Source organism: Mesorhizobium ventifaucium (genome assembly GCF_935822925.1).
Lineage (GTDB): Bacteria > Pseudomonadota > Alphaproteobacteria > Rhizobiales > Rhizobiaceae > Mesorhizobium > Mesorhizobium ventifaucium.
This window is the reverse complement of record NZ_CAKXZS010000008.1, coordinates 176,971-199,314: the sequence shown is the minus strand read 5'-3', so window position 1 is coordinate 199,314 and position 22,344 is coordinate 176,971. Positions and strand designations below refer to the sequence as shown.

Sequence of the window (22,344 nt, the reverse complement as noted above, 5' to 3'; positions counted from 1 at the left end):
TCGAACCGCCAACGGACCAGTTGTGCAGGCGTCGCCGGGCGACTACCTTGTCTGGGGGCATGATGCCGTTCGGCAAAATCGAGAAAAGCCTTCATGAAGGTCGTTGAACGCTACATCATGCGTCGTGCGCTGGCGGTCTTCCTCGCAGCGCTTATCTGGACGCTGGCGATCGTGTGGACGACGCAGGTGCTCGCCCGCATCGATCTCGTGACCGACAGCGGGCAGTCGGCGCTGACCTTCTTCGAGGTCGCTGCGCTGATCATTCCGTCGATCGTCCCGATCGTCGTGCCCTTCGCCCTGGTGGTCGCGGTCGCGCAGACACTGAGCGCGATGAATTCCGACTCTGAGCTTGCCGTCTTGAACGCCGCAGGCGCTTCGCGCTGGACCATCGTCAGGCCGATCATGCTCCTGGCGCTGGCGGCCAGTGTTTTTTCGTTCGCCGTCGACAACGGCGTCGATCCCTATGCACGACAGAAAAACCGCGAACTGGTGGCGTCGTCGCGCGCCGATCTTCTGTCGCTGATCATCCAGGAAGGCACCTTCCGCAAGATCGACGACGGCCTGTTCCTGCAGATCGGCGAGCGGCTTCCGGACAACCGCCTTGGCGGCATTTTTGTCGCCGATTCACGCGAAGAAGGCGTCAACCTCATCTACTACGCCAAGAGCGGCGCCATCATCGAAAGCGGCGAAGAAAGGGTGCTGATGATGAACGACGGCGTCATCCATCGCGAAACGCTGGCCGGCGATCTTTCGGTCATCCGGTTCACCTCCTATGCCTTCGACCTGTCGGCCTTCATGTCGGCCTCATCGGACGTATTGCTCTTGCCGAAGGACCGGACGACACAGTACCTGCTCAATCCCAATCCGAACGACAAGATGTTCCAGAAAAAACCGAACAAATACCTGGCCGAGGTCCACCAGCGTTTTTCCGAATGGTCCTATTCACTCGTTTTCGCGCTGATCGCGCTTGCGGTCGCGGGAGACGCGCGCTCCCACCGCGAGGCGCGCATTCATCCGCTGATCACGTCTATCGCAATTGCTCTTTTCGTGCGCTGGCTCGGTTTCTTTGCCGCTGGGAATGCCGACAACATTCCGCAATACGCCTATATGGTCTACGGCGTTCCCATCGTGGCGTCCGCGGTCGCGACATGGTTCATCGTCTCCAACCGGACCATGGAGCTGCCGGTCGCCTGGGCCGACTGGATGACGAATTTCGCCGGCCGCTTCGGTGACGGCTGGAGCGCCCTGAAGCTCCGCTTCGCCAGGCGCGGCGCTTCTGGCCAAGGGGCCGGCTGATGGGCTGGATACTCTAATGGGCTGGACACGCTAATGGGCTGGACTCTGGGCAGATACTTCTTCTTCCGCTACGTGACGATCACCATCTGGTTCTTCATCGGCCTCCTGGCGCTTGTGTTCCTGATCGACTTCACCGAGCTTTCCGGCCGCACGACCGGCTTGCCGGGTTTTACCTACGGCACGGCGTTTGCCATTTCAGGGTTGCGAATGCCGATGATCATGCTGCAGACGGTGCCGTTCGTCGGCCTGTTCTCGGCGATGGCGACGCTGGTCTCGCTCAATCGCAGGTATGAACTGGTCATCGCGCGTTCCGCCGGCGTATCCGCATGGCAATTCCTGCTGCCGTGCTGCACCGGGGCGCTTCTGTTCGGGGTGTTGTCGGTCGGCGTCATCAATCCGATCGCCGCGTATGCGTTTTCCTGGTCCGAAAAAATCGAAACCCAGCTCCGCTCCGGCAAGTCGAACACCGTCTCGGCTGACGCCGAGCCCTGGATCCGGCAGAAAACCAGTTCCGGCGATACCATCATCGGCGCGCGCGCCATTCTCAATCAGGGCCTGGAGATGGCCGACGCCGCCTTCTTCGTCCTCAACGCGCAAGGCGACATCGTCGAACGCAAGGACGCAGCGCACGCCTATTTGCGGGATGGCTACTGGGAACTGCAGGACGTCAAGGTGTTCCGGGACGGCAACATCCAATCGGTGGCAACCGACCGCATACCGACCGATCTCAAGCCCGAGTTCGTGCAAGAGCGGCTGGCGCGCCCGGAAACCATCCCTTTCTACGATCTGCCCGGCAAGATCGAGGTTGCCCGCTCCTTCGGCCTCAAGGCAAATGCCTTTGCAATGCAGTTCGATTCACTGGTAGCGCTGCCGTTCCTTCTCGTCGCCATGACTTTGATCGCCGCAACGGTGTCGATGCGATTTGCGAGGATGGGACAATCCGCGACGATGATTCTGGGTGGCGTCCTGGCCGGGTTTCTGCTTTATGTCGTGACAGTGCTGGTCAAGGCATTCGGCGTGGCGGGATTCGTACCCACAGTCGTGGCTGCATGGGTTCCGGTTGTCGTGGCTATGTTCTTCGGGGTGACTTTCTTGCTGTACAAGGAAGACGGCTAGTGAGGGGGGCGGTTTTGCGCAGCCATAGGCAGGCCGATTCGGCGCGCCTCTATGGGGCGAGCGCCTTGGCATGCCTGCTCGCTTGCGTCGTTCCGAATATCCCGGCTTTTGCCCAGGATATCAGCGACATGGCAGCCGACGTTCCCGCCGGCTCGCAAATGCTGCTGGCGGCAGATACGCTGGTCTATGACAATGACAACCAGACCGTAACGGCCGTCGGCGGCGTGCAGATCGATTATGGCGGCAACCGCCTCGTCGCCCAGCGGGTGGAATACAATCGCAACACCAAGCGGCTCGTCGCCAGCGGCAATGTCGAGGTCATCAACAGCGACGGCACCAAGATCTATTCGCAGCATGTCGACATCACCGACGATTTCGCCGACGGCTTCGTCAACGCGCTGCGTGTCGAAACCGTCGACAAGGCCTATTTCGCCGCCGAAAGCGCGGAACGCATGGGCGGCGTGCTGACGACGTTCCACAACGGCGTCTACACGGCCTGCGAGCCGTGCGAGGACAAACCGGACAAAGCGCCTACCTGGCGCATCAAGGCCAGAAAGATCATCTGGAACGGCGAAAAGAAGACGGTTCGCTTCGAGAATTCGAATTTCGAGTTCTTCGGCTTTCCGCTCGCCTATCTGCCGGCCTTCGAGATTGCCGACCCGACCGTCAAGCGCAAGAGCGGCTTCCTGATCCCCGGCATCGCCTACGAGAGCGACCTCGGCGTCGGCGTCAAAGTCCCCTATTATTTCGCGCTCTCACCAACCTACGACCTCACCGTCACCGGCAGCGGCTATACCAAGCAGGGCTTCCTCGGCGAAGCCGAGTGGCGCCAGCGATTCAACAACGGCCAGTACAGCCTGAAGATCGCCGGCATCCGGCAAGAGGATCCCGACGAGTTCATCGACAGCGACGGGCACAATGTCGATTCGGGTGCGGCAGGCGACCCGAACAAGTTTCGCGCCATGATGGGCACCAAGGGTCAGTTCGCTATCAATCCGCGCTGGGACTTCGGCTGGGACGTCCTGTTGCAGACCGACAAGAACTTCTCACGCACCTACGCCATCGAGGACTTCAACGATAGCGTGCATCGCTCCTCGATCTACCTGACCGGCCTCAACGGCCGCAACTATTTCGACGTGCGCGCCATGCGCTTCGAGGTCCAGGAAAAGACACTCCCTGACGATCCGACCGCAGTCGCCGGCAAGCAGCCCTGGGTGCTGCCCTCGCTCGACTACGCCTACATCCCCGACATGCCGGTGGGCGGCGGGCAGTTGTCGTTCAATGTCAACGCGCAGGCCATCAGCCGCGACAGGCTGGATACGGTCCTTGCCGATCCGAACAACAATGCGTCCGTCAACAGAGTCCGCGGCATCGAGGGCCAGTCGGGCCGTCTCACCGCCGAAGCGGAATGGAAGCGCACCTTCACCACCGATGGTGGGCTGCTGCTGACGCCGCTGCTGGCGCTGCGCGGCGACGCAGGCTATCTCAATGCCTCTTCGGGATCGCTCAATGCCATCAATCAGATGGCGTCTAACCTCGGCGTCGACGACGATATGCGATCGTCGCTCGCCCGCTTCATGGCGACCGCCGGGCTGGAAATGCGTTGGCCGGTGCTGTTCTCGTCGACCAGTTCCAGCCACATCTTTGAGCCGATGGCGCAGGTGTTCGTGCGTCCGAACGAGCAATATGTCGGCGGCCTCGCTGTTCCCAACGAGGACGCGCAGAGCTTCGTCTTTGATGCCACGACATTGTTCGAGCGCGACAAATTCTCCGGTTACGACCGCTTGGAAGGCGGCACCCGCGCCAATGTCGGGCTGCGCTATTCCGGCGCCTATGACAGTGGCTGGAGCACCAACGCGCTGTTCGGCCAATCCTACCAGCTTGACGGCCAGAATTCCTTCGCCGCGCCGGACCTGGTCAACGTCGGCGCCGATTCGGGCCTTGAGAACGCGACCTCCGATTATGTCGGCCTTGTCGGCTTCAACAGCCCCAGCGGGCTTTCCGGCTCGGTCAGCGGCCGCTTCGACGAGCAGAGCTTCGAGGTTCGCCGCGCCGAGGTGAAGGCAGCCTATTCCGGCCTGCCGATTTCGTTCAGCGCCAAATACGCCTTCATCCAGGCTCAGCCGCTCTATGGCTTTACGACCGATCGTCACGAGGTCACGCTCGGCGCCTCGGCGCAACTTGCCGAGAACTGGCGTGTCTTCGGTACCGGCACCTACGATCTCGAGCAAAGCGTCCTGGTCAAGGACGGGGTGGGCTTTGCCTATAGCGATTCATGCTTCACCTACTTGATGACGTTCTCGGAATCCCGCGACCTGAGCACCAAGGAAGTGTCGCAGAACATCGGTTTCAACCTGTCGTTCCGCACGCTCGGCGATTTCGGCTCGACACAAAGCTCCATCAACACTGTCCAGTAGCAGATGACTGGCCAATAACGGACGGGCGGAACGGGCGGCCGGCCAACGCACCGGCCCGAAAAATTCAAAGTGTTTGAGCGTACTTCGTGCGTCAAAGTGGATGCCCTATGCGGCTATCGACATCGTTTCGCCGCATAGGGCAGGCACGGGTTCCAGTTCCCTCAGAATGCGATAAAATTGGGCCGGAACCGAGATAGGATTGGGATGCTTCGATGAGGAAATACCTCTTTTCGGCAGGGTTCGCGCTGCTGGTGGCGGCGACCTCAGCCTCGATCACCATGATGACGCCGCCGGCTTTCGCCAGCCAGATCAAATACGTCGTCAACAACGTACCGATCACCACTGGCGACATCCAGCATCGGGCTGCCTTCCTGCGCCTGCAGCGCAAGAAGGGCAATGCCGCCGAGGAAATGATCGGCCAGACGCTGCGCGTCGCCGAAGCCAAGCGTCTCGGCATTCGTATCAGCGACGCCCAGGTCGAGGCCGCCTATCAGCGCTTTGCCACGACCAACAAGATGCAGCTCAAGCAACTCGATGGTGTCATGGCGCAGGCCGGCGTCGGCAAGGAGCATTTCAAGGAGTTCATCCGCTCCCAGATGGCCTGGAACCAGGCGCTTACCGCGCGCCGTCGCTCAGAGAGCGGCGGCGCGTTGAGCGAGCAGGACGTGGTCAGGCGCATGCTCGACAATGGCGGCACCAAGCCGACCGCCATGGAGTACATGCTGCAGCAGGTCATTTTCGTCGTGCCGGCGGCCGAGCGCAGCGTGACGCTGTCCAAGCGCAAGCGCGAGGCCGACGCCATGCGCGCCCGGTTCAACGGCTGCAACACCTCGCGCGAATTTGCCAAGGGCCTTATCGATGTCACCGTTCGCGATCTCGGCCGGATACTGGCACCGCAATTGCCGCCGGACTGGGCCGATCAGATCAAGGCCACCAAGGTCGGCGGCGCCACCCCCACGCGCGAAACAGACCGAGGCGTCGAGTTCATCGGCATCTGCTCGTCGCGCGAAGTGTCCGACGACAAGGCCGCCCAGATGGTGTTCCAGAGCGAGGGCTCGAGCGGCAAGGACGCCGACGAGCTCTCCACGAAATATATCGAGGAGTTGCGGAAGAAAGCCCGCATCGTCGAGCGCTGAAGTCGCCAGAGGCAGCGCTGGCGCTGAGCGCCGGTGATCCATCCGGCGTTGGGCCGGAAATCGCGGTTGCCGCCTGGCAGGCGCGCGACAGCGCCGGCGTGCCGCCCTTCTATCTTATAGCCGATCCGGCGTTGATTGCCGCACGGGCGCGCCTGCTCGGCGCCGATGTGCCAATCACGGAGACAGTGCCAGCCGAAGCGAAGCGCGTCTTTGAGCGCGCCCTGCCCGTCGTGCCGCTTGCCACCCGCTTCGTCGACGGCCCCGGCCGGCCGGACCCAGCCAACGCCGCTGGCATCATCGAGGCCATCGACCGCGCCGTTGACGACTGCCTTGGTGGCCGCGCAGCGGCAGTCGTCACGTGCCCGATCGCCAAGAAGCCGCTTTACGATGCCGGCTTCCGTTTTCCCGGCCACACCGTCCACACCGGCGCACAAGCAATGCCGGTGATGATGCTTGCCGGTCCCGAGTTGCGCACGGTTCCGGTCACCATCCATATTGCGCTGCGCGAGGTGCCGAGAGCGCTGACGACGGACTTGATCGTCGCGACTGCCCGCATCACCGCCGCCGACCTCGAACATCGCTTCGGCATTGCCAAGCCGCGGCTTGCCGTTGCCGGCCTCAATCCGCATGCCGGCGAAGGCGGCGCGATGGGCGCCGAGGACGAGCGCATAATCCGCCCGGCGGTCGAAAGGCTGAGGGCGGAGGGCATCGACGCTTTCGGGCCGTTGCCGGCCGACACGCTGTTCCATGCCCGCGCCCGAGCCGGCTACGATGTGGCGCTGTGCATGTATCATGACCAGGCGCTGATCCCGGCCAAGGCGCTGGCGTTCGACGAGGCGGTCAACGTTACGCTCGGCCTACCCTTCATCCGCACCTCACCGGATCACGGCACCGCCTTCGATATCGCTGGCAAAGGCATCGCCCGTACCGACAGCCTGATCGCGGCGCTCAGGCTCGCCCGCAGGCTTGCCGACGTCGGGACGAAGGCTGCCGCCGCATGAGCCTTTGCATGAGAGCGGTCGCATGAGCATCGACGGGCTGCCGCCGTTGCGCGCGGTGATCGAACGCCACGGGTTGCAGGCAAAAAAGGCGCTCGGCCAGAATTTCCTGCTCGACCTCAACCTTACCGGCAAGATCGCGCGCGCCGCCGGCGACCTGACGGGCGCCACGGTGATCGAGGTCGGTCCGGGTCCCGGTGGCCTGACCCGGGCGCTGCTGTCCCACGGCGCTGGCCGGGTCATCGCCATCGAGCGCGACGAGCGGTGCCTGGCAGCGCTCGCGGAGGTGTCAGACCACTATCCGGGTCGTTTGGAAATCATTGCCGGCGATGCGCTGAAGACGGATTTTGCAGCGCTTGCCGAAGGCGCACATGGGGGCAATGGATCTGTGAGGATCGTCGCCAACCTGCCCTACAATATCGGCACCGAACTTTTGATACGCTGGCTCACCGTCGCCGAGTGGCCGCCCTTTTACGCATCGATGACGCTTATGTTCCAGCGCGAGGTGGCCGAGCGCATCGTCGCCCGCCCCGGCAGCGATGCCTATGGCCGGCTGGGCGTGCTGGCAGGCTGGCGGACGGAGGCAAAAATCGCTTTCGACGTGTCGCCGCAAGCCTTCACGCCGCCGCCCAAGGTGGTGTCGTCGGTGGTGCATCTGGTGCCGCGGGCAAATCCCCTGCCCGCCGAAGTCAAGAAGCTCGGCCGCGTTACCGAAGCGGCCTTCGGCCAGCGCCGCAAAATGCTGCGGCAGAGCGTCAAGAGCCTCGGCGGCGAAGCCCTGCTCAGCCGCGCCGGCATCGATCCGACCCGCCGCGCCGAAACGCTTGACGTCGAGGAATTTGTGCGACTGACCAACGCAGTGTAACTGCGTAGGTCGTCTCTTCCGCTTGTGGGAAAGGTGGATCGGCGCGACAGCGCCGAGGCGGATGAGATGAAGGGTGCTTGACGGAGTACTGTCGGCGCCAAGCTGGAGCAGCCCTTCATCCGACCGAGCGGAGCCTGTCCTCGGGCTTGCCGGAAACAAGACCCGTGGGCGCGGCCACCTTCTCCCACAAAGGGGAGAAGGAAAGGTCGCCCTAATCCGTCTTCTCGTCGAGCAGCCCCGAGACGAAATCGAACAGGCCGGGCCGGCGGTCGCGTCTGAGCCGCTCGGCGATGACTATGCCGCGTACCTCGGCGAAGGCACGGTCGAGATCGTCGTTGATGATGACGAAATCATATTCCGTCCAGTGCTCGATTTCGTTGCGAGCGTTCTTCAGACGCGTCTCGATCACCGATTCCTGGTCCTCGGCGCGGCGCTTCAGCCGAGCCTTCAACTCTTTCATCGAGGGCGGCAGGATGAAGATCGAGACGATGTCGGCGCGCATCTTCTCCTTGAGCTGCTGGGCGCCCTGCCAGTCGATGTCGAACAACATGTCGCGGCCCTGTGCCAGCGCCAGTTCGGCCGGCTCACGCGGCGTGGCATAGCAATTGCCATGCACTTCGGCCCATTCAAGCAGTTCGTCCGAATCGCGCAGCCGCTCGAACTCACGCATGGTGCGGAAATGATAGTGGACGCCCTCGATCTCGCTGCCGCGGCGCGGCCGCGTGGTGACGGAGACCGACAGTTCGAGACTGGAATCGCTCTCCAGAAGATTGCGCGCGATCGTCGACTTGCCGGCGCCGGACGGCGACGACAGCACGAGCATCAAACCCCGGCGGCGAATGCGGGAACCCAAATCCCTGGCAACCATAGGCTCCTTGGCGACCATCAGGGCTACTCCAGATTCTGGACCTGTTCGCGAAACTGGTCGACGACCGCCTTCAGCTCTAGCCCTATGGCGGTGATCGCAGCGGCGTTCGACTTCGAACACAGCGTATTCGATTCGCGGTTGAATTCCTGCGCCAGAAAATCGAGCTTGCGCCCGATGGCGCCCCCGCCTGCCAGCAGCACCCGGCCGGATGCCACATGTGTCTTCAGCCGGTCGATCTCCTCGCGGATGTCGGCCTTGGTGGCCAGGAACGCCGCTTCCATATGCAACCGGCTGGCGTCGAGATTGGCGGAGGCATCCATCAGCAGCCGCACCTGCTCGGTAATCCGTTCGCGGATCACCGCCGGCTCGCGCGACGGATCGGCCTCGGCGCGCAGCGTCAGCGCCTCGATAGCGTCGATATGACCGGACAGCAGCGAGCGCAGGGCGGCGCCCTCGCCCTGGCGTGCCTGCTCCAGTCCGCCCAGTGCCACTTCGAGCGCCGAGAGTATCGCGCTGTCGAGCGCCGCCCGCGCCTCTTCGGTTTCGGCGGTTTCGGGGATGTCGAGCACGCCGCGCAGCGAAAGCAGCCCGTCGGCTGTCGCAGGCGCTGCGCCGAACTGCTCCTGCAGCCGCTTGGCCAGCCCCGCCAGATCTCTCAGGAAGGCCTCGTTGACCACGGGCTGCGCCTGCTGGCCGGCTGCGCGGCCGACGGTCAGCGTTGCCTGGAAATTGCCGCGCGCAAAGCGCTTTTGCACCGTCTGCCTGACGGCCGGCTCAAGCCGTTCGAGGCCTTGCGGCAGCCGCAGCCTGACCTCGACGCTCTTGCCGTTGACCGACTTGACCTCCCAGGCGATCGACGTGCCGTCATGTTCGGCGACGGCCCGTGCAAAACCGGTCATGCTCTGCAAATTCATGATGCCCTTGCTTCCCCCTGGCGCATGATCCCGGAAACGGTTCCAGGCCAGATCGTGCGCGGCTTCAAAATGCCGGAGCGCGTCTTCGCGTCGAATCGGACGCAGGGCGCTCCTGATCACAAAATCAGCACGTCCCTGCCGTCAGACGAATCGGAGGGACGACTTCACAACCGTCCGGCGCTACTGCGCCGCCGCTCCGGCGTCGCCATCGCCGTCGTCAACCGGTGCATCGGTCTGACCTTCCACCTTGGCGGCGTCGGCCTTGGCAGCACCGGCCTTGGGGGCTTCATCGGCCAGCTCCTTCTGCCGCGCCCGGTAGCGGGCGACGTTCTCGTTGTGCTCGGCGAGCGTCGCGGCAAAGACGTGACCCCCGGTGCCGTCGGCAACGAAATACAGGTCGTCGGTCTTCGACGGATTGGCGACGGCTTCCAGTGCCGCACGGCCAGGATTGGCGATCGGCGTCGGCGGCAAGCCGTTGATCAGATAAGTGTTGTAGGGCGTCGGCTTCTTGATGTCAGACTGATAGATCGGGCGGTCGGCGGGTTTGCCCTTGCCGCCGAACAGGCCGTAGATAATGGTCGGATCGGACTGCAGCCGCATGCCCTTGGCCAACCGGTTGAGGAAGACGGCCGCGACGCGTGAGCGTTCGTTGCCCTTGCCCGTCTCTTTCTCGACGATCGAAGCCAGGGTGACGAAGTCGTCGACACTGGCCAGAGGCAGATCGGGGGCGCGCCGGTGCCAGACTTCCTCGACCAGCTTCTTCTGGTCCGCCAAAAGCTTTTCGACCATCTGCTGGCGTGTCGCGCCGCGAGTGAAACGCAGCGTGTCGGTAGCAAGGCTGCCCTCAGGTGGAATGGTCCCCGGCATATCGCCGTCGAGCGCTGCCTGATCGGCGATGCGCTGCAGCGCCTGCTCGACCGTCAGCCCCTCGGGGACGGTCAGCGAATACATCACCGACTTGCCGCTCTTCAGCAATTCCATGATGTCGCGCATCGAGGCCTGCGGCTTGATCTCGTATTCGCCGGCCTTCAGAGCGGAATCATTGCCAAAAGCGCGCACGCCAAGGCGGAAGATGCGCGCGTCGCTGATCAGTCCGCGCCGCTCAAGCTGCTCTGCAATCTCCTGGACGCCGGTGTTCGGCTTGACCAGGAAGGTGTCGGCATTGGCCGACGGGCCGGGCTCGTTGAATTCCTGCTTGCCGAAATACAATGCAAAGCCAGCCGCCAGAACCATCAGCATCACTAAGGAGATGACGAAGTTCATGAACACAACGAACTGGCTGCGCGAGGCGCGCGAGCGCTTGGGCGGCGGCGTGCCGGCCTCTGGCCGCAATGCCTCGCTGGCCGTTTTCGGCACGATCGGGCCGGACGGTACGGACCGTTGCCCGAATTGCCCGTTGTCCGCCGAATTTGTGCTCATGGCGCCCTACCGTTTGATCCTGCAACGAATCCCCTTGGGCACAGTAGGGGCGAATATGGCAAAATTGACGACACACATAGACCATGGCGGCCGGCGGACCGGTCAGCCATTGTAGCGCTGGAAGACCAGCGAGGCATTGGTGCCGCCGAAGCCGAAGGAATTGGACAGCGCCACATCGATTTGGCGGGCGCGCGGCTTGTGCGGCACCAGGTCGATCGCCGTTTCGCGCTCCGGGTTGTCGAGATTGATGGTGGCCGGCGCGATGTTGTCGCGAATGGCAAGGATCGAAAAAATCGCCTCGGCGGCGCCCGCCGCACCCAGAAGATGGCCTATCGACGACTTGGTCGACGACATCGATATTTTCGACGCGGCGTTGCCGACCAGCCGCTCGACGGCGCCGAGCTCGATCGTGTCGGCCATGGTCGAGGTGCCATGCGCATTGATGTAGTCGACGTCTGCGGGCGCCAGCTTGGCCCGGTTCAGCGCCGCAACCATGCAACGGAAGGCGCCGTCGCCATCTTCGGCCGGCGCGGTGATGTGATAGGCATCGCCGGTCAAGCCGTAACCGGTGACCTCGGCATAGATCTTGGCGCCGCGCGCCTTGGCGTGTTCCAGTTCCTCCAGAATGACGACGCCGGCGCCCTCGCCCATGATGAAGCCGTCGCGGTCGCGGTCATAGGGTCGCGAGGCCGCTTCCGGAGCGTCGTTGCGGTCGGTCGACAGCGCCCGGCAGGCGGCGAAGCCGGCGATCGACAACCGCGTCACCGGCGCTTCCGTGCCGCCTGCGACCATCACGTCGGCATCGCCCCACATGATCAGCCGCGCGGCATCGCCGATGGCATGCGCGCCGGTGGAGCAAGCGGTGACGACGGCGTGGTTGGGGCCTTTCAGCCCGTGTCGGATCGAAACCTGGCCGGAGACGAGATTGATGATCTGCCCGGGGATGAAGAACGGGCTGATGCGGCGCGGTCCGCGCTCCTTCAGGATCAACGCGTTCTCGGCGATGCCTTCAATGCCGCCGATGCCGGAGCCGATCAGCACGCCGGTGGCGCACTGCTCCTCATGCGTCTTCGGCGCCCACCCCGAATCCTTCAGCGCCTCGTCGGCGGCCGCGAGCCCGTAGAGAATGAAGTCGCCGATCTTGCGCAGTTCCTTCGGCTCGAGAACGACCTCGGGATTGAAGGTGGCATTCTCACCATTGCCGCGCGGGATGACGTGGGCAACCTTGCAGGCAAGATCCTCCACCTCGAACTCGGTGATGCGCTTGGCTGCGCTGCGGCCGGTCAGAAGTTCCTTCCAGCCATGCTCGAAGCCTACGCCGAACGGCGAAAGCAGCCCAAGGCCCGTGACGACGACACGCCTCATCGCAGGTCCTCCTCGGTGATGACTGCAAATAGCGTCAGGCCGAAGCCTTGTCGATGTACTTCACCGCATCGCCGACAGTGAGGATGGTTTCGGCCGCATCGTCCGGGATCTCGACGCCGAATTCTTCTTCGAACGCCATGACGAGTTCGACCGTGTCGAGACTGTCCGCGCCCAGATCATCGATGAAGCTCGCCTGCTCCGTCACCTTGTCTGCATCGACGCCAAGGTGCTCGATAACGATCTTCTTGACGCGCTCTGCGGTGTCACTCATTTGGGCATCCTCGTCTTTTGTTTGTCTGTCTTCGTTAGCGGGCAGAATGCCGCTAATCAAGCTGAAAGATGGTCCTGTCGGAAACGCAACGGCACCGGACCGGTTTTTGCCCGAACCGCCGGGTTGCGGGCCGCATTACACGAAAATCGGCCGGGGTCCAAGGTGAAAAGGGGTGTTTTCCCGCAACTGTCAAATCATCGCCATACCGCCATTCACGTGAATTGTCTGGCCGGTGACATAGGCGGCTTCGTTGGAAGCGAGGTAGGCGACGGCGGAGGCGACTTCGGCGGTGGTGCCCATGCGCCGTGTCGGAATCGCCGCCATGATCGCCTCTTTCTGCTTGTCGTTGAGCTTGTCGGTCATCGCCGATTCGATGAAGCCCGGGGCGACGCAGTTGACGGTGATGTTGCGCGTGGCGATCTCCTGCGCCAGCGATTTGGAAAAGCCGATCATGCCGGCCTTGGAGGCGCAGTAGTTGGTTTGGCCGGGATTGCCGGTGACGCCAACCACAGAGGTGATGTTGATGATGCGGCCATGCCGGCGCCGCATCATCGGATGGGTCAGTTCGCGGGTCAGCCGGAACACGGCGGTCAGATTGACCTCGAGCACCGTATCCCAGTCGGCGTCCGCCATGCGCACGAACAGCCCGTCCTTGGTGATGCCGGCATTGTTGACGAGAATGTCGACGCCCTCGAGATCGGCCTCGACCTTCTGGCCGAGCGCCTTGACCTCGTCTCGATTGGCAAGGTTCGCCGGGAACAGGTTGACCCGATCGCCGAGCTCGGCCGCCAGCGTTTCCAGCTTCTCGACGCGGGTGCCGTGCAGGCCGACAACGGCGCCCTGCGCATGCAGCACTCGGGCGATCGCCTCGCCGATGCCTCCCGATGCGCCTGTGACGAGCGCCTTTCGGCCGGTCAATTCGAACATGTCTTTGATCCTCTTCCAAATCAGACAGGCCGGCGAACGTGGCTACCTGTAGACATCGCTGCGGCGGCCTATTGTTACCACCAGAATGACGAGCTGCTTGTCCTGCACATCGCAGATAATTCGATAGTCCCCAACCCGGTACCTCCAAAAAGTCGCTAAAGGTCCCTTCAGCGGCTTGCCGGCTTCACGCGGATTGTCGAGGGCGGCAATACGGTTCTCGATGAAGTCGCGGAGCCGGTGACGTGTCTGCGGATCCAGTTTTTCAACAAATTTGCGCGCCGAGCGGGCATATTCAAGCGTCCAGGCCACGCCAGAAGTCCTCGGCTGTCATGACGTCCTCCTCGCCGCTTCTGATCCGCTCCAACACCTCGGCCGCGAGGTAATAGTCTTCTACGTCCTCAAGACCGCGCTCGATGAGTTCGCGCAGATAATAAGCTTTACTGCGGCCAGTCTTGGCCGCGAGGAAATCCAGACGCTCTTCGATTTCGGGGGCAAGTCGGATTGACGTCGGCATTCCGATCTCCTGTGAATACATGTATTCACATATCCCGACGAGGCTAAGAATTCAAGCGCCCGCATCAGCCGGACGCGCATGGTTCAATCGAGCGCCACCAGCGCCGCCTCGACATCGGCCGGCGTGCCGACGGCCCCGGTGGCAATGTCGCGGTTGATTCGCCGCGCCAATCCCGACAGCACCTTGCCGGCACCCACCTCGTACAGCGTCGCAATGCCGTTGGCGCCAAACCACTCCACCGTTTCGCGCCAGCGCACGCGCCCTGTCACCTGTTCGACCAGGCGGTGGGCGATTGCGTCCGGATCGCTGGACGGCGTGACCGACACGTTGGAGACCACGGGTACGAACGGCGCGTTCTTCGTCACGCCGGCCAGCGCCTCGCGCATGACCTCGGCCGCCGGTGCCATCAGCGCCGAATGGAAGGGCGCCGAGACCTGCAGCATCAGCGCCCGCTTGGCGCCCTTTTCCGTGCAAAGCTTCGCCGCCAGCTCGACCGCCACCCTGGCGCCGGAGATCACCAGCTGGCCACCGCCATTGTCGTTGGCGATCTGGCAAATCGAATCTTTGGCCGCTTCAGCGCAGGCGGCTTCGACATCGGCCTGTTCCAGCCCGATGATCGCCGCCATGGCGCCCTCGCCGGCCGGCACAGCCGCCTGCATGGCATTGCCGCGGATGCGCAAGAGCCGGGCGGCATCGGCGACCGAAACGAAACCGGCGGCGGCGAGTGCCGAATATTCGCCGAGCGAATGGCCGGCGACATAGGCGACCTTGTCCTTCAGCGAGAGGCCACGCGATTCCAGCGCCCGGATGGCGGCGAGCGACACAGCCATCAGGGCCGGCTGGGCATTGGCGGTCAGCGTCAGCCTCTCTTCCGGCCCTTCCCAGATCAGCTTCGACAGGTTTTCGCCAAGCGCGTCGTCGACCTCTTCGAAAATCTTCCGCGATTCCGGAAAGGCGTCGGCGAGGTCCTTGCCCATGCCGACAGCCTGGCTGCCCTGTCCCGGAAAGGTGAATGCGACGGCCATGCGTGGCTCCCAAGCGGCTGATTTTTCTTGCCTGTGGCGCAAGGCGGGCGGGCAAGTCAAGTCCACGAGCACCCCGACCCGGGCCGCTCCCGCTCGGTATCGCTGGCCGAGTACCTGTTTCAAAAGGCTTTTTGTCGATCACTCATGATGAAAATCGCTCACGATTCGTTTGCTGGCTCTTCTTATTTCAGCCACAGGCGCTAGCTTTTCGTGACATATCGATGACAGCTCAATGACACTTTTGTGTATGGTCGGGGGAATTGTAAGGTGGCAAGGACTAAGAAAGGCGTTGGCAAATCCGCGCCACAGTTTCTGGAAGGCGATCCGGCCACCGGCTATCTGCCGGGCCGGAAATGGCCTGTTATCCGCTATGGCCTCGTCAGCCTTCTCGCCGCCACCGTCCTGGTTTTTGCGATCGAACTGATCGTGCGCGGTGACTTTGTCGGCACCGTCGGCTTCTTCCTGCAGCCCTTCAAGCCGGGCTGGACCACCATCATCATCTTCGCGCTGATCCTGATCGGCCTCGATGCCGTGCTGGGCCGCAGCCACCAGAGCCTGATGATCGTCGCGCCGCTGACGCTGGCGCTGGCCTTTGTCGGCCACCAGAAATCGCTCTATCTCGGCGATCCGCTCTATCCGACCGATTTCCTCTATTCACGTCAGATCGTGGCGCTGATGCCGCTGCTGGTGCGCGAACGTCCGGGAACCGCCATCGCTCTGGCGGTCGGCATCGTTGGCGGCCTCTTGCTGCTCGTTTATGGCTGGCGGCTGTGGCGCCGCCGGGTACCGGCGCTCAGCCGCAAGGGTCGCCTGGCCCGGCTGACACTGACCGTGCCGCTGCTCGCCTTCTTCGTGTCGATTATGGATTACGCGACATTCTCGTGGACCCGCGACCGGCTGCAAATCATCCCAATCATGTGGGACCAGAAGGAAAATTACGCCTCCAACGGCTTCGCATTGGCCTTCGCCCTCAACGTGCCGATGGCCCATGTCCCCGCGCCTGCCGGCTACTCCGACAAGGCGATCGCGGCGATCGAAAGGCCTGATGTGAAGGCATCGGTGCCGACCGAGAAGCCAGACATCATCATCGTCATGAGCGAATCCTTCTGGGATCCGACCGAACTGCCCGGCGTCACCATCACGCCCGATCCGATTCCCAACGTGCGGGCGCTGCGCTCCGGCCACGTGTTCTCGCCCGAATTCGGCGGCATGACCGCCAATGTCGAGTTCGAGGCGCTGACCGGCTTTTCCAACGCCTTCCTGCCGGCCGGCAGCATCCCCTACCAGCAATATGTCCGCGCGCCGGTGCCGTCGATGGCGACGTTCCTGAAGAGCCAGGGCTATGAGACCCGCGCTATCCACCCTGGGACGAGCTGGTTCTGGAACCGCACGCCGGTCTATGCGGATTTCGGCTTCGACGACTTCAAGTCGGAAGAAAATATGCCATACCTCGAAAAGCGCGGGCCGCTCACGTCGGACGCGGCGATGACCGACGAGATCATCCGCGAAGCCAACGCCACGGACGATCCGTTCTTCTACTTCGCCGTCAGCCTGCAAAACCACGGACCCTACGAACCGAGTCGCTATCACAATCCGACCCACAAGGTGCAGGCTCCGACCAGCCAGTGGGCAAAGGATTCGCTGCTGAGCTTCACCGAAGGCGCATCCGACGCCGACAAGAGCCTCGAGCGCCTCATCGAATGGGCGAAGAACCGGCGGCGACCGACGGTCATCGCATTCTTCGGTGACCATCTGCCGCCGCTCGGTCCGGTCTATGTCGAGACCGGCTTCCTCAAGGATAACGTCGCGCCACGCAAGGAGCCGCCCGACCAGATGCTGCTGCATCACCGAACACCGCTGATCGTATGGTCCAACCGCACCGGTCCGGTCGCGGACATGGGCACTGTCAGTCCAGCCTTTCTGCCCTACCACGTGCTGACCACGGCCGGGATCAGCCACCCCTATTACACCGGCTTCCTCGGCCAGATGCGCGAGCGATACAGCATCGTCGACCGCAATTTACTATTGACGCCGACGGGCGAGGACACGCCCGACTGGGCGCGCAAGAAGCAAATCGACCCGGCCATTCGCGATTTCCGTCTGCTGCAATACGACATGATGTTCGGCAAGCGCCGTGCAGCGCCTGATTTCTTCCCGGAAACGGTGAACAAGCGGGTCCCGCATACAAGCTGAAGATGCCGCGACATGTCGTCCTAAGCGCGGGGGTTTTTTGGCTCGCCCTTGTCTTGCGGCCAAATTCCTGTATAGACGCCCGCAATCTGCCGGTCCTTGCTGGGGGCTGAACGGAGGGCCGGAGGTTTCTAGAAAACCTTCGTGTGGAGCCAGAAGCGCTTCCGCCTCCCGTGTCTCCGCTCTCGACCGTCTCGTCATGCTCCTTTCTTCCCCGCCCCGCTAGGGATCGCCGGGTCAGAGAAGTTGCAGAGGCTTTTGCCGCCGGGGCCGGGAGAGAAACGAAGAAAGGCAAAGAACAATATGGCTCTTTACGAACATGTGTTTCTTGCCCGGCAGGACCTCTCGCAGCAGCAGGTCGATGCGCTTGTCGAACAGTACAAGGGCGTCATCTCCGCGAATGGCGGGTCCGTCGGCCGGGTCGAGAACTGGGGACTGAAGTCCCTCACCTACCGGGTCAACAAGAACCGGAAGGCATACTACACGCTGATGGACATCACCTGCCCGCCGGCTGCGCTCAACGAGATGGAGCGCCAGATGGGCCTGTCCGAGGATGTGCTGCGTTTCCTCACCATCAAGGTCGATGCGCATGAGGAAGGCCCGTCGGCAATGATGCAGAAGCGCGAAGAGCGCTCGGAACGCGGCGGCTTCGGCGACCGTGACCGTGGCCCACGCTCGTTCGGCGACCGCGATCGCGGCGACCGTGGCGATCGCCCGCCGCGCAGCTTCGGTGGCGATGGTGCAGACCGTGGCCCGCGCCGTCCGCGCGAAGGTGTTGAAGGGGGTGCAGAATAATGGTCGACATCAACCAGATCCCGACCCGGCGCCCGTTCCATCGCCGCCGCAAGACCTGCCCGTTCTCCGGCGCCAACGCGCCCAAGATCGACTACAAGGACGTACGTCTTCTGCAGCGCTATATTTCCGAACGCGGCAAGATCGTGCCGTCGCGCATCACCGCCGTCAGCCAGAAGAAGCAGCGCGAGCTCGCCAAGGCGATCAAGCGCGCCCGCTTCCTCGGCCTGCTGCCCTACGTGGTTCGCTAACACTGATTAGTTGACTATGATCTTCTCCGAAAACCGGTTTCCACTTTTCGGGATCATGGCCTAGCCAGCGGGCGGTTCGCCGCCCGCTTTTCCCACGGCGACGGGCGCCGCAGGGTTGCCATCAAATCCCGGGTTGAGGTGAAGACCTCTAACTGCCGCGACAGGCAGGACAGCGACATCGGCGGCGACGCCCTTAGCTTCCTGACCTGTTCCAGACAATTCGGCGTCGATGCCAGTGATTTGGCGCCCAAACGAAGGAACAAAACCATGGATGTCATTCTTCTCGAACGCGTTTCCCGCCTCGGCCAGATGGGCGATACCGTCAAGGTCAAGGATGGATTCGCCCGCAACTTCCTGCTGCCGCAGGGCAAGGCGCTGCGCGCCAACGAAGCGAACAAGAAGAAATTCGAAGGCCAGCGCGCCCAGCTCGAAGCCCGCAACCTCGAGCGCAAGTCCGAGGCGATGCAGATTTCGGAAAAGCTGGACGGCAAGAGCTTCATCGCCGTGCGTTCGGCCGGTGAAACCGGCCAGCTCTACGGCTCGGTGTCGACCCGCGACATCGCCGAGTTGCTGACGGCGGAAGGTTTCTCGGTCCACCGCAACCAGATCCTGCTCAACCAGCCGATCAAGACCATCGGCCTGACCAATGTGGCGATCGCGCTGCATCCGGAAGTCGAGGTCGCCATCACGCTCAACATCGCCCGCACCGCCGACGAAGCTGAGCGCCAGGCCAAGGGCGAGACGCTGACCACAGCCGAAGCCATCTATGGCGACGACATCAACGACAATGCGCGCCCGGACAACTTCTTCGATCCCAATGCCGAGTTCGAAGGCGGCGAAGACAACGGCTGATTGCATGTCACAAGGCGTCAGAGCGGCGCTTTAAAACGTTTCGTCGGCTTCCAGTCATTTCTGGACCAACGCCCGGGCCTCTCGCCCGGGCTTTTTTGTGCCAAAAGGAACTTTTCGACCCCCTATATATTGATGCAGACTACAACGCCGCGCGTCGTTTGGACGCGCAAAGGACGCTGTAGAACTTTGGTTGGCGCATGACCCGAAAATCGATTTCGATTTTCGGGGTCATGCGCCGAGACAGCGTGTCTGGCCGAGAGGGGACATTGGTCATGAATATTCTGCTGAAACGCATTCTCGACCGCCTGGTGCGCACCGGCAATCTCAAAGTCACCGGACCGAAAGGCCTCTCGGTGATCTTCGGCGACGGCAGCGGCGATCTGGTGCACATGCACATCAAGACCGCCCATGCCGAGCGCGCCATCACCTTCGATCCGATGCTGGCGGTGCCGGAAGCCTATATGGACGGTGAGCTCGACATACTCGAGGGCGGCGTGCTGGGGGTGATGCGCATCGCCTTCCAGAACATGGATAGCGGCGGCATCGATGCCACCTGGTCGAAGGCGATCGAAGGCCTGCGTCACGCTTTCCGCCGCCTGCAGCAGATCAACACGGCAGCGCGCGCGCGCCGCAACGTGCAGCGCCACTATGATCTGTCGGGCGACCTCTACAGACTCTTCCTCGACGAGGACATGCAGTATTCCTGCGCCTATTTCGAGCAGCCGGACATGACGCTCGACGAGGCGCAGGCAGCCAAGAAGCGCCATATTGCCGCCAAGCTCAGGCTGAAGGCCGGCCAGACGGTGCTCGACATCGGCTCCGGTTGGGGTGGGCTCGGTCTCTATCTCGCCAAGTCCTTCGACGTCGACGTGCAAGGTGTGACGCTGTCGACCGAGCAGCATGGCGTCGCCACCGACTGCGCCCATGCGCAAGGCCTGGAAAACCGCGTGCATTTCGAATTGAGGGATTACCGCGAGCTCAACGAGCGTTTCGACCGCATCGTCTCGGTCGGCATGTTCGAGCATGTCGGCGTCAACCACTACCGCACCTTCTTCGACAAATCGGCGACGCTTTTGAAGCCGGACGGCGTCATGCTGCTGCACACGATCGGCCGTTCCGGCGCGCCGTGGGCAACCAGCGCCTTCATCCGCAAATACATTTTCCCGGGCGGCTACATCCCGTCGCTCTCGGAAGTGATGCCGGCGATCGAAAAGTCGGGCCTCATCGTCACCGACATCGAAGTCCTGCGGCTACATTATGCCGAGACGCTGAGGCATTGGAGCGAGCGCTTTGCCGCCAACCGCGACAAGGCCAAGGCGATTTATGACGAACGGTTTTGCCGTATGTGGGAGTTCTATCTGGCAGCCTCGGAAGCCGCTTTCCGCTGGCAGGATCTCGTGGTCTTCCAAATCCAGATCGCCAAGAAGAACGACACGCTGCCGATGTCTCGCGACTATATGGCCAAATGCGAGAAGGCGTTGCAGCTGCGCGACATGGGGCATCGCCCAAAAGCCCCTGCCGCCAAGCCCGCTCGGCGTCGCAAGGTGGCGGATATGGAGTAGACTGCCGGCGATCACGCCATTGCCGCTTGCCATTGCCGGCCCGCACGCTGAAAAAGGTCTCGTCGCCGCCGCGAGACCTTTTTTCATGACCTATCTCATCTACGTCGTTGCTGCCCTTGCCGAGATCGCCGGCTGCTTTTCGATCTGGGCGTGGTGGCGGCTGGAAAAGTCGCCGCTGTGGCTGGCGCCAGGCCTGGTCTCGCTCGCCCTGTTCGGCTTCCTGCTAGCGCTGGTAGACATCAGTGCTGCGGGCCGCGCCTATGCCGCCTATGGCGGCATTTATATCGCCGCCTCGCTCGGATGGCTGTGGCTGGTGGAAGGCGTACCCCCCGACCGTTTTGACCTCGCCGGTTCCGCGCTCTGCATCGTTGGCGCCTCGGTGATCCTGCTCGCACCTCGGAGTGCCTGAGCTATGGAACTGCCTATCACGCTTCGACAGGGCGTCGAGCGCCTCCTCGAAAAAGTACTGCTGCCGACGCTGAAGCAAGCGGCAAAAACGCTGTCGGACCGCTATCGCGCCGAACTGCGCGACGGCCGCCTGCATATGGCTGAGGAGATCGCGGTCAAGGCTTATCTGGCGACGCGCCTGCCGGCGACCTATGCCGCCGTTCGTGCCAGTCTCGATGCGGTCAGCGAGGCAAGGCCCGATTATGCACTCAAAACCCTGCTCGATATCGGCGCCGGCCCTGGCACCGTGCTTTGGGCTGCGCTCGATCTCTGGCCCGACCTCGAGCAGGCGGTGCTGATCGAGGCGAGCGCCGCGGTGCGCCGGGTCGGCGCGGCGCTTGCCGCTGAGGCGATGACGGCCAGGGTCGCCTGGCTGGCCGGCGATATCACCCTCGATCTCGCCGATCTAAAGCCGGCCGAGCTAGTCACCTGCGCCTATGTGCTGGACGAGATCGGACCGGTGTCGCTGCCAAAACTCATCGACCGGCTCTGGCACCTGACCGACGACACGCTGCTGGTCGTCGAGCCGGGCACGCCGGCCGGATGGCAGCGCATCCTTGCGGTGCGCCGGCACCTGATCGAGGCGGGCGCGCACGTGCTTGCGCCTTGCCCGCATAAGTCACCCTGCCCGCTCGCGCCGCCCGACTGGTGCCATTTTTCGCGCCGTGTCGCGCGTTCGCGCCTGCACCGGCTGGCCAAGGACGCCGACGTGCCATGGGAGGACGAGAAATTCATCTACGTCGCCGCCTCCCGCCACGCTGTTGCCCCGCCGCAGGCGCGGGTGATCGCACCGCCGAAATCAGGCTCCGGCAAGGTCCTGCTGAAACTTTGCGAAAAGGACGGCGGTGCCGACGAGAAACTATTCACCAGGCGCGACGGCGATGTGTTCAGGCTGGCTCGACGGCTGGACTGGGGCGACGCAGTCTAGTCTCGCATCGATTCCTGTGCAGCTCCTTCTCTTCGATTTTGTTCTTGATTTGTTCAATTCATTGCGTAGAATCGCGACCTTGCCGAGTCAAATGGAATCAGAGCCCGGGAGTTCTGTCCTGTGGACGGTTTGCCGTTCCTGTGAACAGCGGGCATCAACGCTGATTGAACGCGAGTGATGCATATAAGTCA

At 62.9% G+C, this 22,344-nt stretch carries 22 protein-coding genes; 13 read left to right on the top strand and 9 right to left on the bottom strand.

Annotated elements, in window-relative coordinates; genetic code table 11:
- Positions 1 to 93: 93 nt before the first annotated feature.
- The 6 genes from lptF (at position 94) to rsmA (ending at position 7,828) form a co-directional block, all read left to right on the top strand.
- A complete protein-coding gene (lptF, locus tag NMG70_RS06675; protein ID WP_254023789.1) occupies positions 94 to 1,296 on the top strand; it encodes an LPS export ABC transporter permease LptF in 1,203 nt (400 codons plus the stop codon).
- Between the two features lie 33 nt (positions 1,297 to 1,329).
- A complete protein-coding gene (gene lptG, locus NMG70_RS06670) occupies positions 1,330 to 2,412 on the top strand; it encodes an LPS export ABC transporter permease LptG (RefSeq protein ID WP_254023788.1) in 1,083 nt (360 codons plus the stop codon).
- A complete protein-coding gene (locus NMG70_RS06665) occupies positions 2,412 to 4,829 on the top strand; it encodes an LPS-assembly protein LptD (RefSeq protein WP_254023787.1) in 2,418 nt (805 codons plus the stop codon). The genes lptG and NMG70_RS06665 overlap by 1 nt, the downstream gene beginning before the upstream one ends.
- A 212-nt stretch (positions 4,830 to 5,041) precedes the next feature.
- Complete coding sequence (locus NMG70_RS06660) at positions 5,042 to 5,965, top strand: peptidylprolyl isomerase (RefSeq protein WP_254023786.1); 924 nt, start codon at positions 5,042 to 5,044, stop codon at positions 5,963 to 5,965.
- Positions 5,962 to 6,966 (top strand): 4-hydroxythreonine-4-phosphate dehydrogenase PdxA, encoded by a 1,005-nt coding sequence (gene pdxA, locus NMG70_RS06655; protein ID WP_254023826.1) that lies wholly within the window; start codon positions 5,962 to 5,964, stop codon positions 6,964 to 6,966. Before NMG70_RS06660 ends, pdxA begins: the two co-directional genes overlap by 4 nt.
- A 22-nt stretch (positions 6,967 to 6,988) precedes the next feature.
- On the top strand, positions 6,989 to 7,828 hold the full coding sequence (gene rsmA / locus NMG70_RS06650) for a 16S rRNA (adenine(1518)-N(6)/adenine(1519)-N(6))-dimethyltransferase RsmA (RefSeq protein WP_254023785.1): 840 nt from the start codon (positions 6,989 to 6,991) through the stop codon (positions 7,826 to 7,828).
- A 211-nt stretch (positions 7,829 to 8,039) separates the two neighbouring features.
- Here the strand turns inward: rsmA and gmk are convergent, their stop codons facing one another.
- From gmk to fabD, 9 genes are all read right to left on the bottom strand, one after another.
- Positions 8,040 to 8,714: a guanylate kinase gene (gene gmk / locus NMG70_RS06645; RefSeq protein ID WP_254023784.1), complete on the bottom strand. Its 675-nt coding sequence runs from the start codon at positions 8,712 to 8,714 to the stop codon at positions 8,040 to 8,042.
- A gap of 5 nt (positions 8,715 to 8,719) precedes the next feature.
- Entirely contained in the window at positions 8,720 to 9,610 is an 891-nt protein-coding gene (locus NMG70_RS06640; RefSeq protein WP_254022618.1) for a YicC/YloC family endoribonuclease, read from the bottom strand.
- 180 nt (positions 9,611 to 9,790) lie between these two features.
- Positions 9,791 to 11,029 carry an endolytic transglycosylase MltG gene (gene mltG, locus NMG70_RS06635; RefSeq protein ID WP_254023783.1) on the bottom strand — a complete coding sequence of 413 codons (1,239 nt, stop codon included), beginning with the start codon at positions 11,027 to 11,029 and terminating at the stop codon, positions 9,791 to 9,793.
- Between the two features lie 102 nt (positions 11,030 to 11,131).
- Positions 11,132 to 12,394, bottom strand: coding sequence for a beta-ketoacyl-ACP synthase II (gene fabF / locus NMG70_RS06630; protein ID WP_254023782.1), 1,263 nt, complete (start codon positions 12,392 to 12,394; stop codon positions 11,132 to 11,134).
- A gap of 34 nt (positions 12,395 to 12,428) precedes the next feature.
- Positions 12,429 to 12,665: an acyl carrier protein gene (locus tag NMG70_RS06625; RefSeq protein WP_006203723.1), complete on the bottom strand. Its 237-nt coding sequence runs from the start codon at positions 12,663 to 12,665 to the stop codon at positions 12,429 to 12,431.
- Between the two features lie 189 nt (positions 12,666 to 12,854).
- Positions 12,855 to 13,592, bottom strand: coding sequence for a 3-oxoacyl-[acyl-carrier-protein] reductase (fabG, locus tag NMG70_RS06620; RefSeq protein WP_254023781.1), 738 nt, complete (start codon positions 13,590 to 13,592; stop codon positions 12,855 to 12,857).
- A gap of 42 nt (positions 13,593 to 13,634) precedes the next feature.
- Positions 13,635 to 13,901, bottom strand: a complete 267-nt coding sequence (locus tag NMG70_RS06615; protein ID WP_254023780.1) for a type II toxin-antitoxin system RelE family toxin — start codon at positions 13,899 to 13,901, stop codon at positions 13,635 to 13,637.
- Positions 13,885 to 14,106 carry a type II toxin-antitoxin system RelB family antitoxin gene (relB, locus tag NMG70_RS06610; RefSeq protein ID WP_254023779.1) on the bottom strand — a complete coding sequence of 74 codons (222 nt, stop codon included), beginning with the start codon at positions 14,104 to 14,106 and terminating at the stop codon, positions 13,885 to 13,887. The genes NMG70_RS06615 and relB overlap by 17 nt, the downstream gene beginning before the upstream one ends.
- 83 nt (positions 14,107 to 14,189) lie before the next feature.
- Positions 14,190 to 15,131 (bottom strand): ACP S-malonyltransferase, encoded by a 942-nt coding sequence (fabD, locus tag NMG70_RS06605; RefSeq protein ID WP_254023778.1) that lies wholly within the window; start codon positions 15,129 to 15,131, stop codon positions 14,190 to 14,192.
- A 267-nt stretch (positions 15,132 to 15,398) separates the two neighbouring features.
- Here fabD and NMG70_RS06600 point away from each other — a divergent pair, with 267 nt between their 5' ends.
- From NMG70_RS06600 to NMG70_RS06570, 7 genes are all read left to right on the top strand, one after another.
- Positions 15,399 to 17,324, top strand: a complete 1,926-nt coding sequence (locus NMG70_RS06600; RefSeq protein WP_254023777.1) for an LTA synthase family protein — start codon at positions 15,399 to 15,401, stop codon at positions 17,322 to 17,324.
- A gap of 300 nt (positions 17,325 to 17,624) precedes the next feature.
- The gene (gene rpsF, locus NMG70_RS06595; RefSeq protein ID WP_254023776.1) at positions 17,625 to 18,116 is read left to right on the top strand and encodes a 30S ribosomal protein S6; all 492 of its coding nucleotides are present in this window, start codon (positions 17,625 to 17,627) and stop codon (positions 18,114 to 18,116) included.
- Positions 18,116 to 18,364 carry a 30S ribosomal protein S18 gene (gene rpsR, locus NMG70_RS06590; protein ID WP_006203718.1) on the top strand — a complete coding sequence of 83 codons (249 nt, stop codon included), beginning with the start codon at positions 18,116 to 18,118 and terminating at the stop codon, positions 18,362 to 18,364. Before rpsF ends, rpsR begins: the two co-directional genes overlap by 1 nt.
- A gap of 267 nt (positions 18,365 to 18,631) precedes the next feature.
- On the top strand, positions 18,632 to 19,216 hold the full coding sequence (gene rplI, locus NMG70_RS06585; RefSeq protein WP_254023775.1) for a 50S ribosomal protein L9: 585 nt from the start codon (positions 18,632 to 18,634) through the stop codon (positions 19,214 to 19,216).
- Between the two features lie 272 nt (positions 19,217 to 19,488).
- Positions 19,489 to 20,778 carry a cyclopropane fatty acid synthase gene (locus NMG70_RS06580; protein WP_254023774.1) on the top strand — a complete coding sequence of 430 codons (1,290 nt, stop codon included), beginning with the start codon at positions 19,489 to 19,491 and terminating at the stop codon, positions 20,776 to 20,778.
- An 85-nt stretch (positions 20,779 to 20,863) separates the two neighbouring features.
- A complete protein-coding gene (locus NMG70_RS06575; protein ID WP_254023773.1) occupies positions 20,864 to 21,187 on the top strand; it encodes a YnfA family protein in 324 nt (107 codons plus the stop codon).
- 3 nt (positions 21,188 to 21,190) lie between these two features.
- Positions 21,191 to 22,153: a small ribosomal subunit Rsm22 family protein gene (locus tag NMG70_RS06570; protein ID WP_254023772.1), complete on the top strand. Its 963-nt coding sequence runs from the start codon at positions 21,191 to 21,193 to the stop codon at positions 22,151 to 22,153.
- The last annotated feature ends 191 nt before the right edge of the window (positions 22,154 to 22,344 follow it).

Excerpts from the sequence above, each read along its gene's own strand:
- gmk (WP_254023784.1), bottom strand. The coding sequence starts at position 8,714 with ATGGTCGCCAAGGAGCCTATGGTTGCCAGGGATTTGGGTTCCCGCATT.
- lptF (WP_254023789.1), top strand. The coding sequence starts at position 94 with ATGAAGGTCGTTGAACGCTACATCATGCGTCGTGCGCTGGCGGTCTTC.
- rsmA (WP_254023785.1), top strand. The coding sequence starts at position 6,989 with ATGAGCATCGACGGGCTGCCGCCGTTGCGCGCGGTGATCGAACGCCAC.
- fabF (WP_254023782.1), bottom strand. The coding sequence starts at position 12,394 with ATGAGGCGTGTCGTCGTCACGGGCCTTGGGCTGCTTTCGCCGTTCGGC.
- mltG (WP_254023783.1), bottom strand. The coding sequence starts at position 11,029 with ATGAGCACAAATTCGGCGGACAACGGGCAATTCGGGCAACGGTCCGTA.
- NMG70_RS06570 (WP_254023772.1), top strand. The coding sequence starts at position 21,191 with ATGGAACTGCCTATCACGCTTCGACAGGGCGTCGAGCGCCTCCTCGAA.
- rpsF (WP_254023776.1), top strand. The coding sequence starts at position 17,625 with ATGGCTCTTTACGAACATGTGTTTCTTGCCCGGCAGGACCTCTCGCAG.
- rplI (WP_254023775.1), top strand. The coding sequence starts at position 18,632 with ATGGATGTCATTCTTCTCGAACGCGTTTCCCGCCTCGGCCAGATGGGC.
- NMG70_RS06640 (WP_254022618.1), bottom strand. The coding sequence starts at position 9,610 with ATGAATTTGCAGAGCATGACCGGTTTTGCACGGGCCGTCGCCGAACAT.
- fabD (WP_254023778.1), bottom strand. The coding sequence starts at position 15,131 with ATGGCCGTCGCATTCACCTTTCCGGGACAGGGCAGCCAGGCTGTCGGC.
- lptG (WP_254023788.1), top strand. The coding sequence starts at position 1,330 with ATGGGCTGGACTCTGGGCAGATACTTCTTCTTCCGCTACGTGACGATC.
- relB (WP_254023779.1), bottom strand. The coding sequence starts at position 14,106 with ATGCCGACGTCAATCCGACTTGCCCCCGAAATCGAAGAGCGTCTGGAT.
- fabG (WP_254023781.1), bottom strand. The coding sequence starts at position 13,592 with ATGTTCGAATTGACCGGCCGAAAGGCGCTCGTCACAGGCGCATCGGGA.
- rpsR (WP_006203718.1), top strand. The coding sequence starts at position 18,116 with ATGGTCGACATCAACCAGATCCCGACCCGGCGCCCGTTCCATCGCCGC.
- NMG70_RS06625 (WP_006203723.1), bottom strand. The coding sequence starts at position 12,665 with ATGAGTGACACCGCAGAGCGCGTCAAGAAGATCGTTATCGAGCACCTT.
- NMG70_RS06575 (WP_254023773.1), top strand. The coding sequence starts at position 20,864 with ATGACCTATCTCATCTACGTCGTTGCTGCCCTTGCCGAGATCGCCGGC.
- NMG70_RS06580 (WP_254023774.1), top strand. The coding sequence starts at position 19,489 with ATGAATATTCTGCTGAAACGCATTCTCGACCGCCTGGTGCGCACCGGC.
- NMG70_RS06660 (WP_254023786.1), top strand. The coding sequence starts at position 5,042 with ATGAGGAAATACCTCTTTTCGGCAGGGTTCGCGCTGCTGGTGGCGGCG.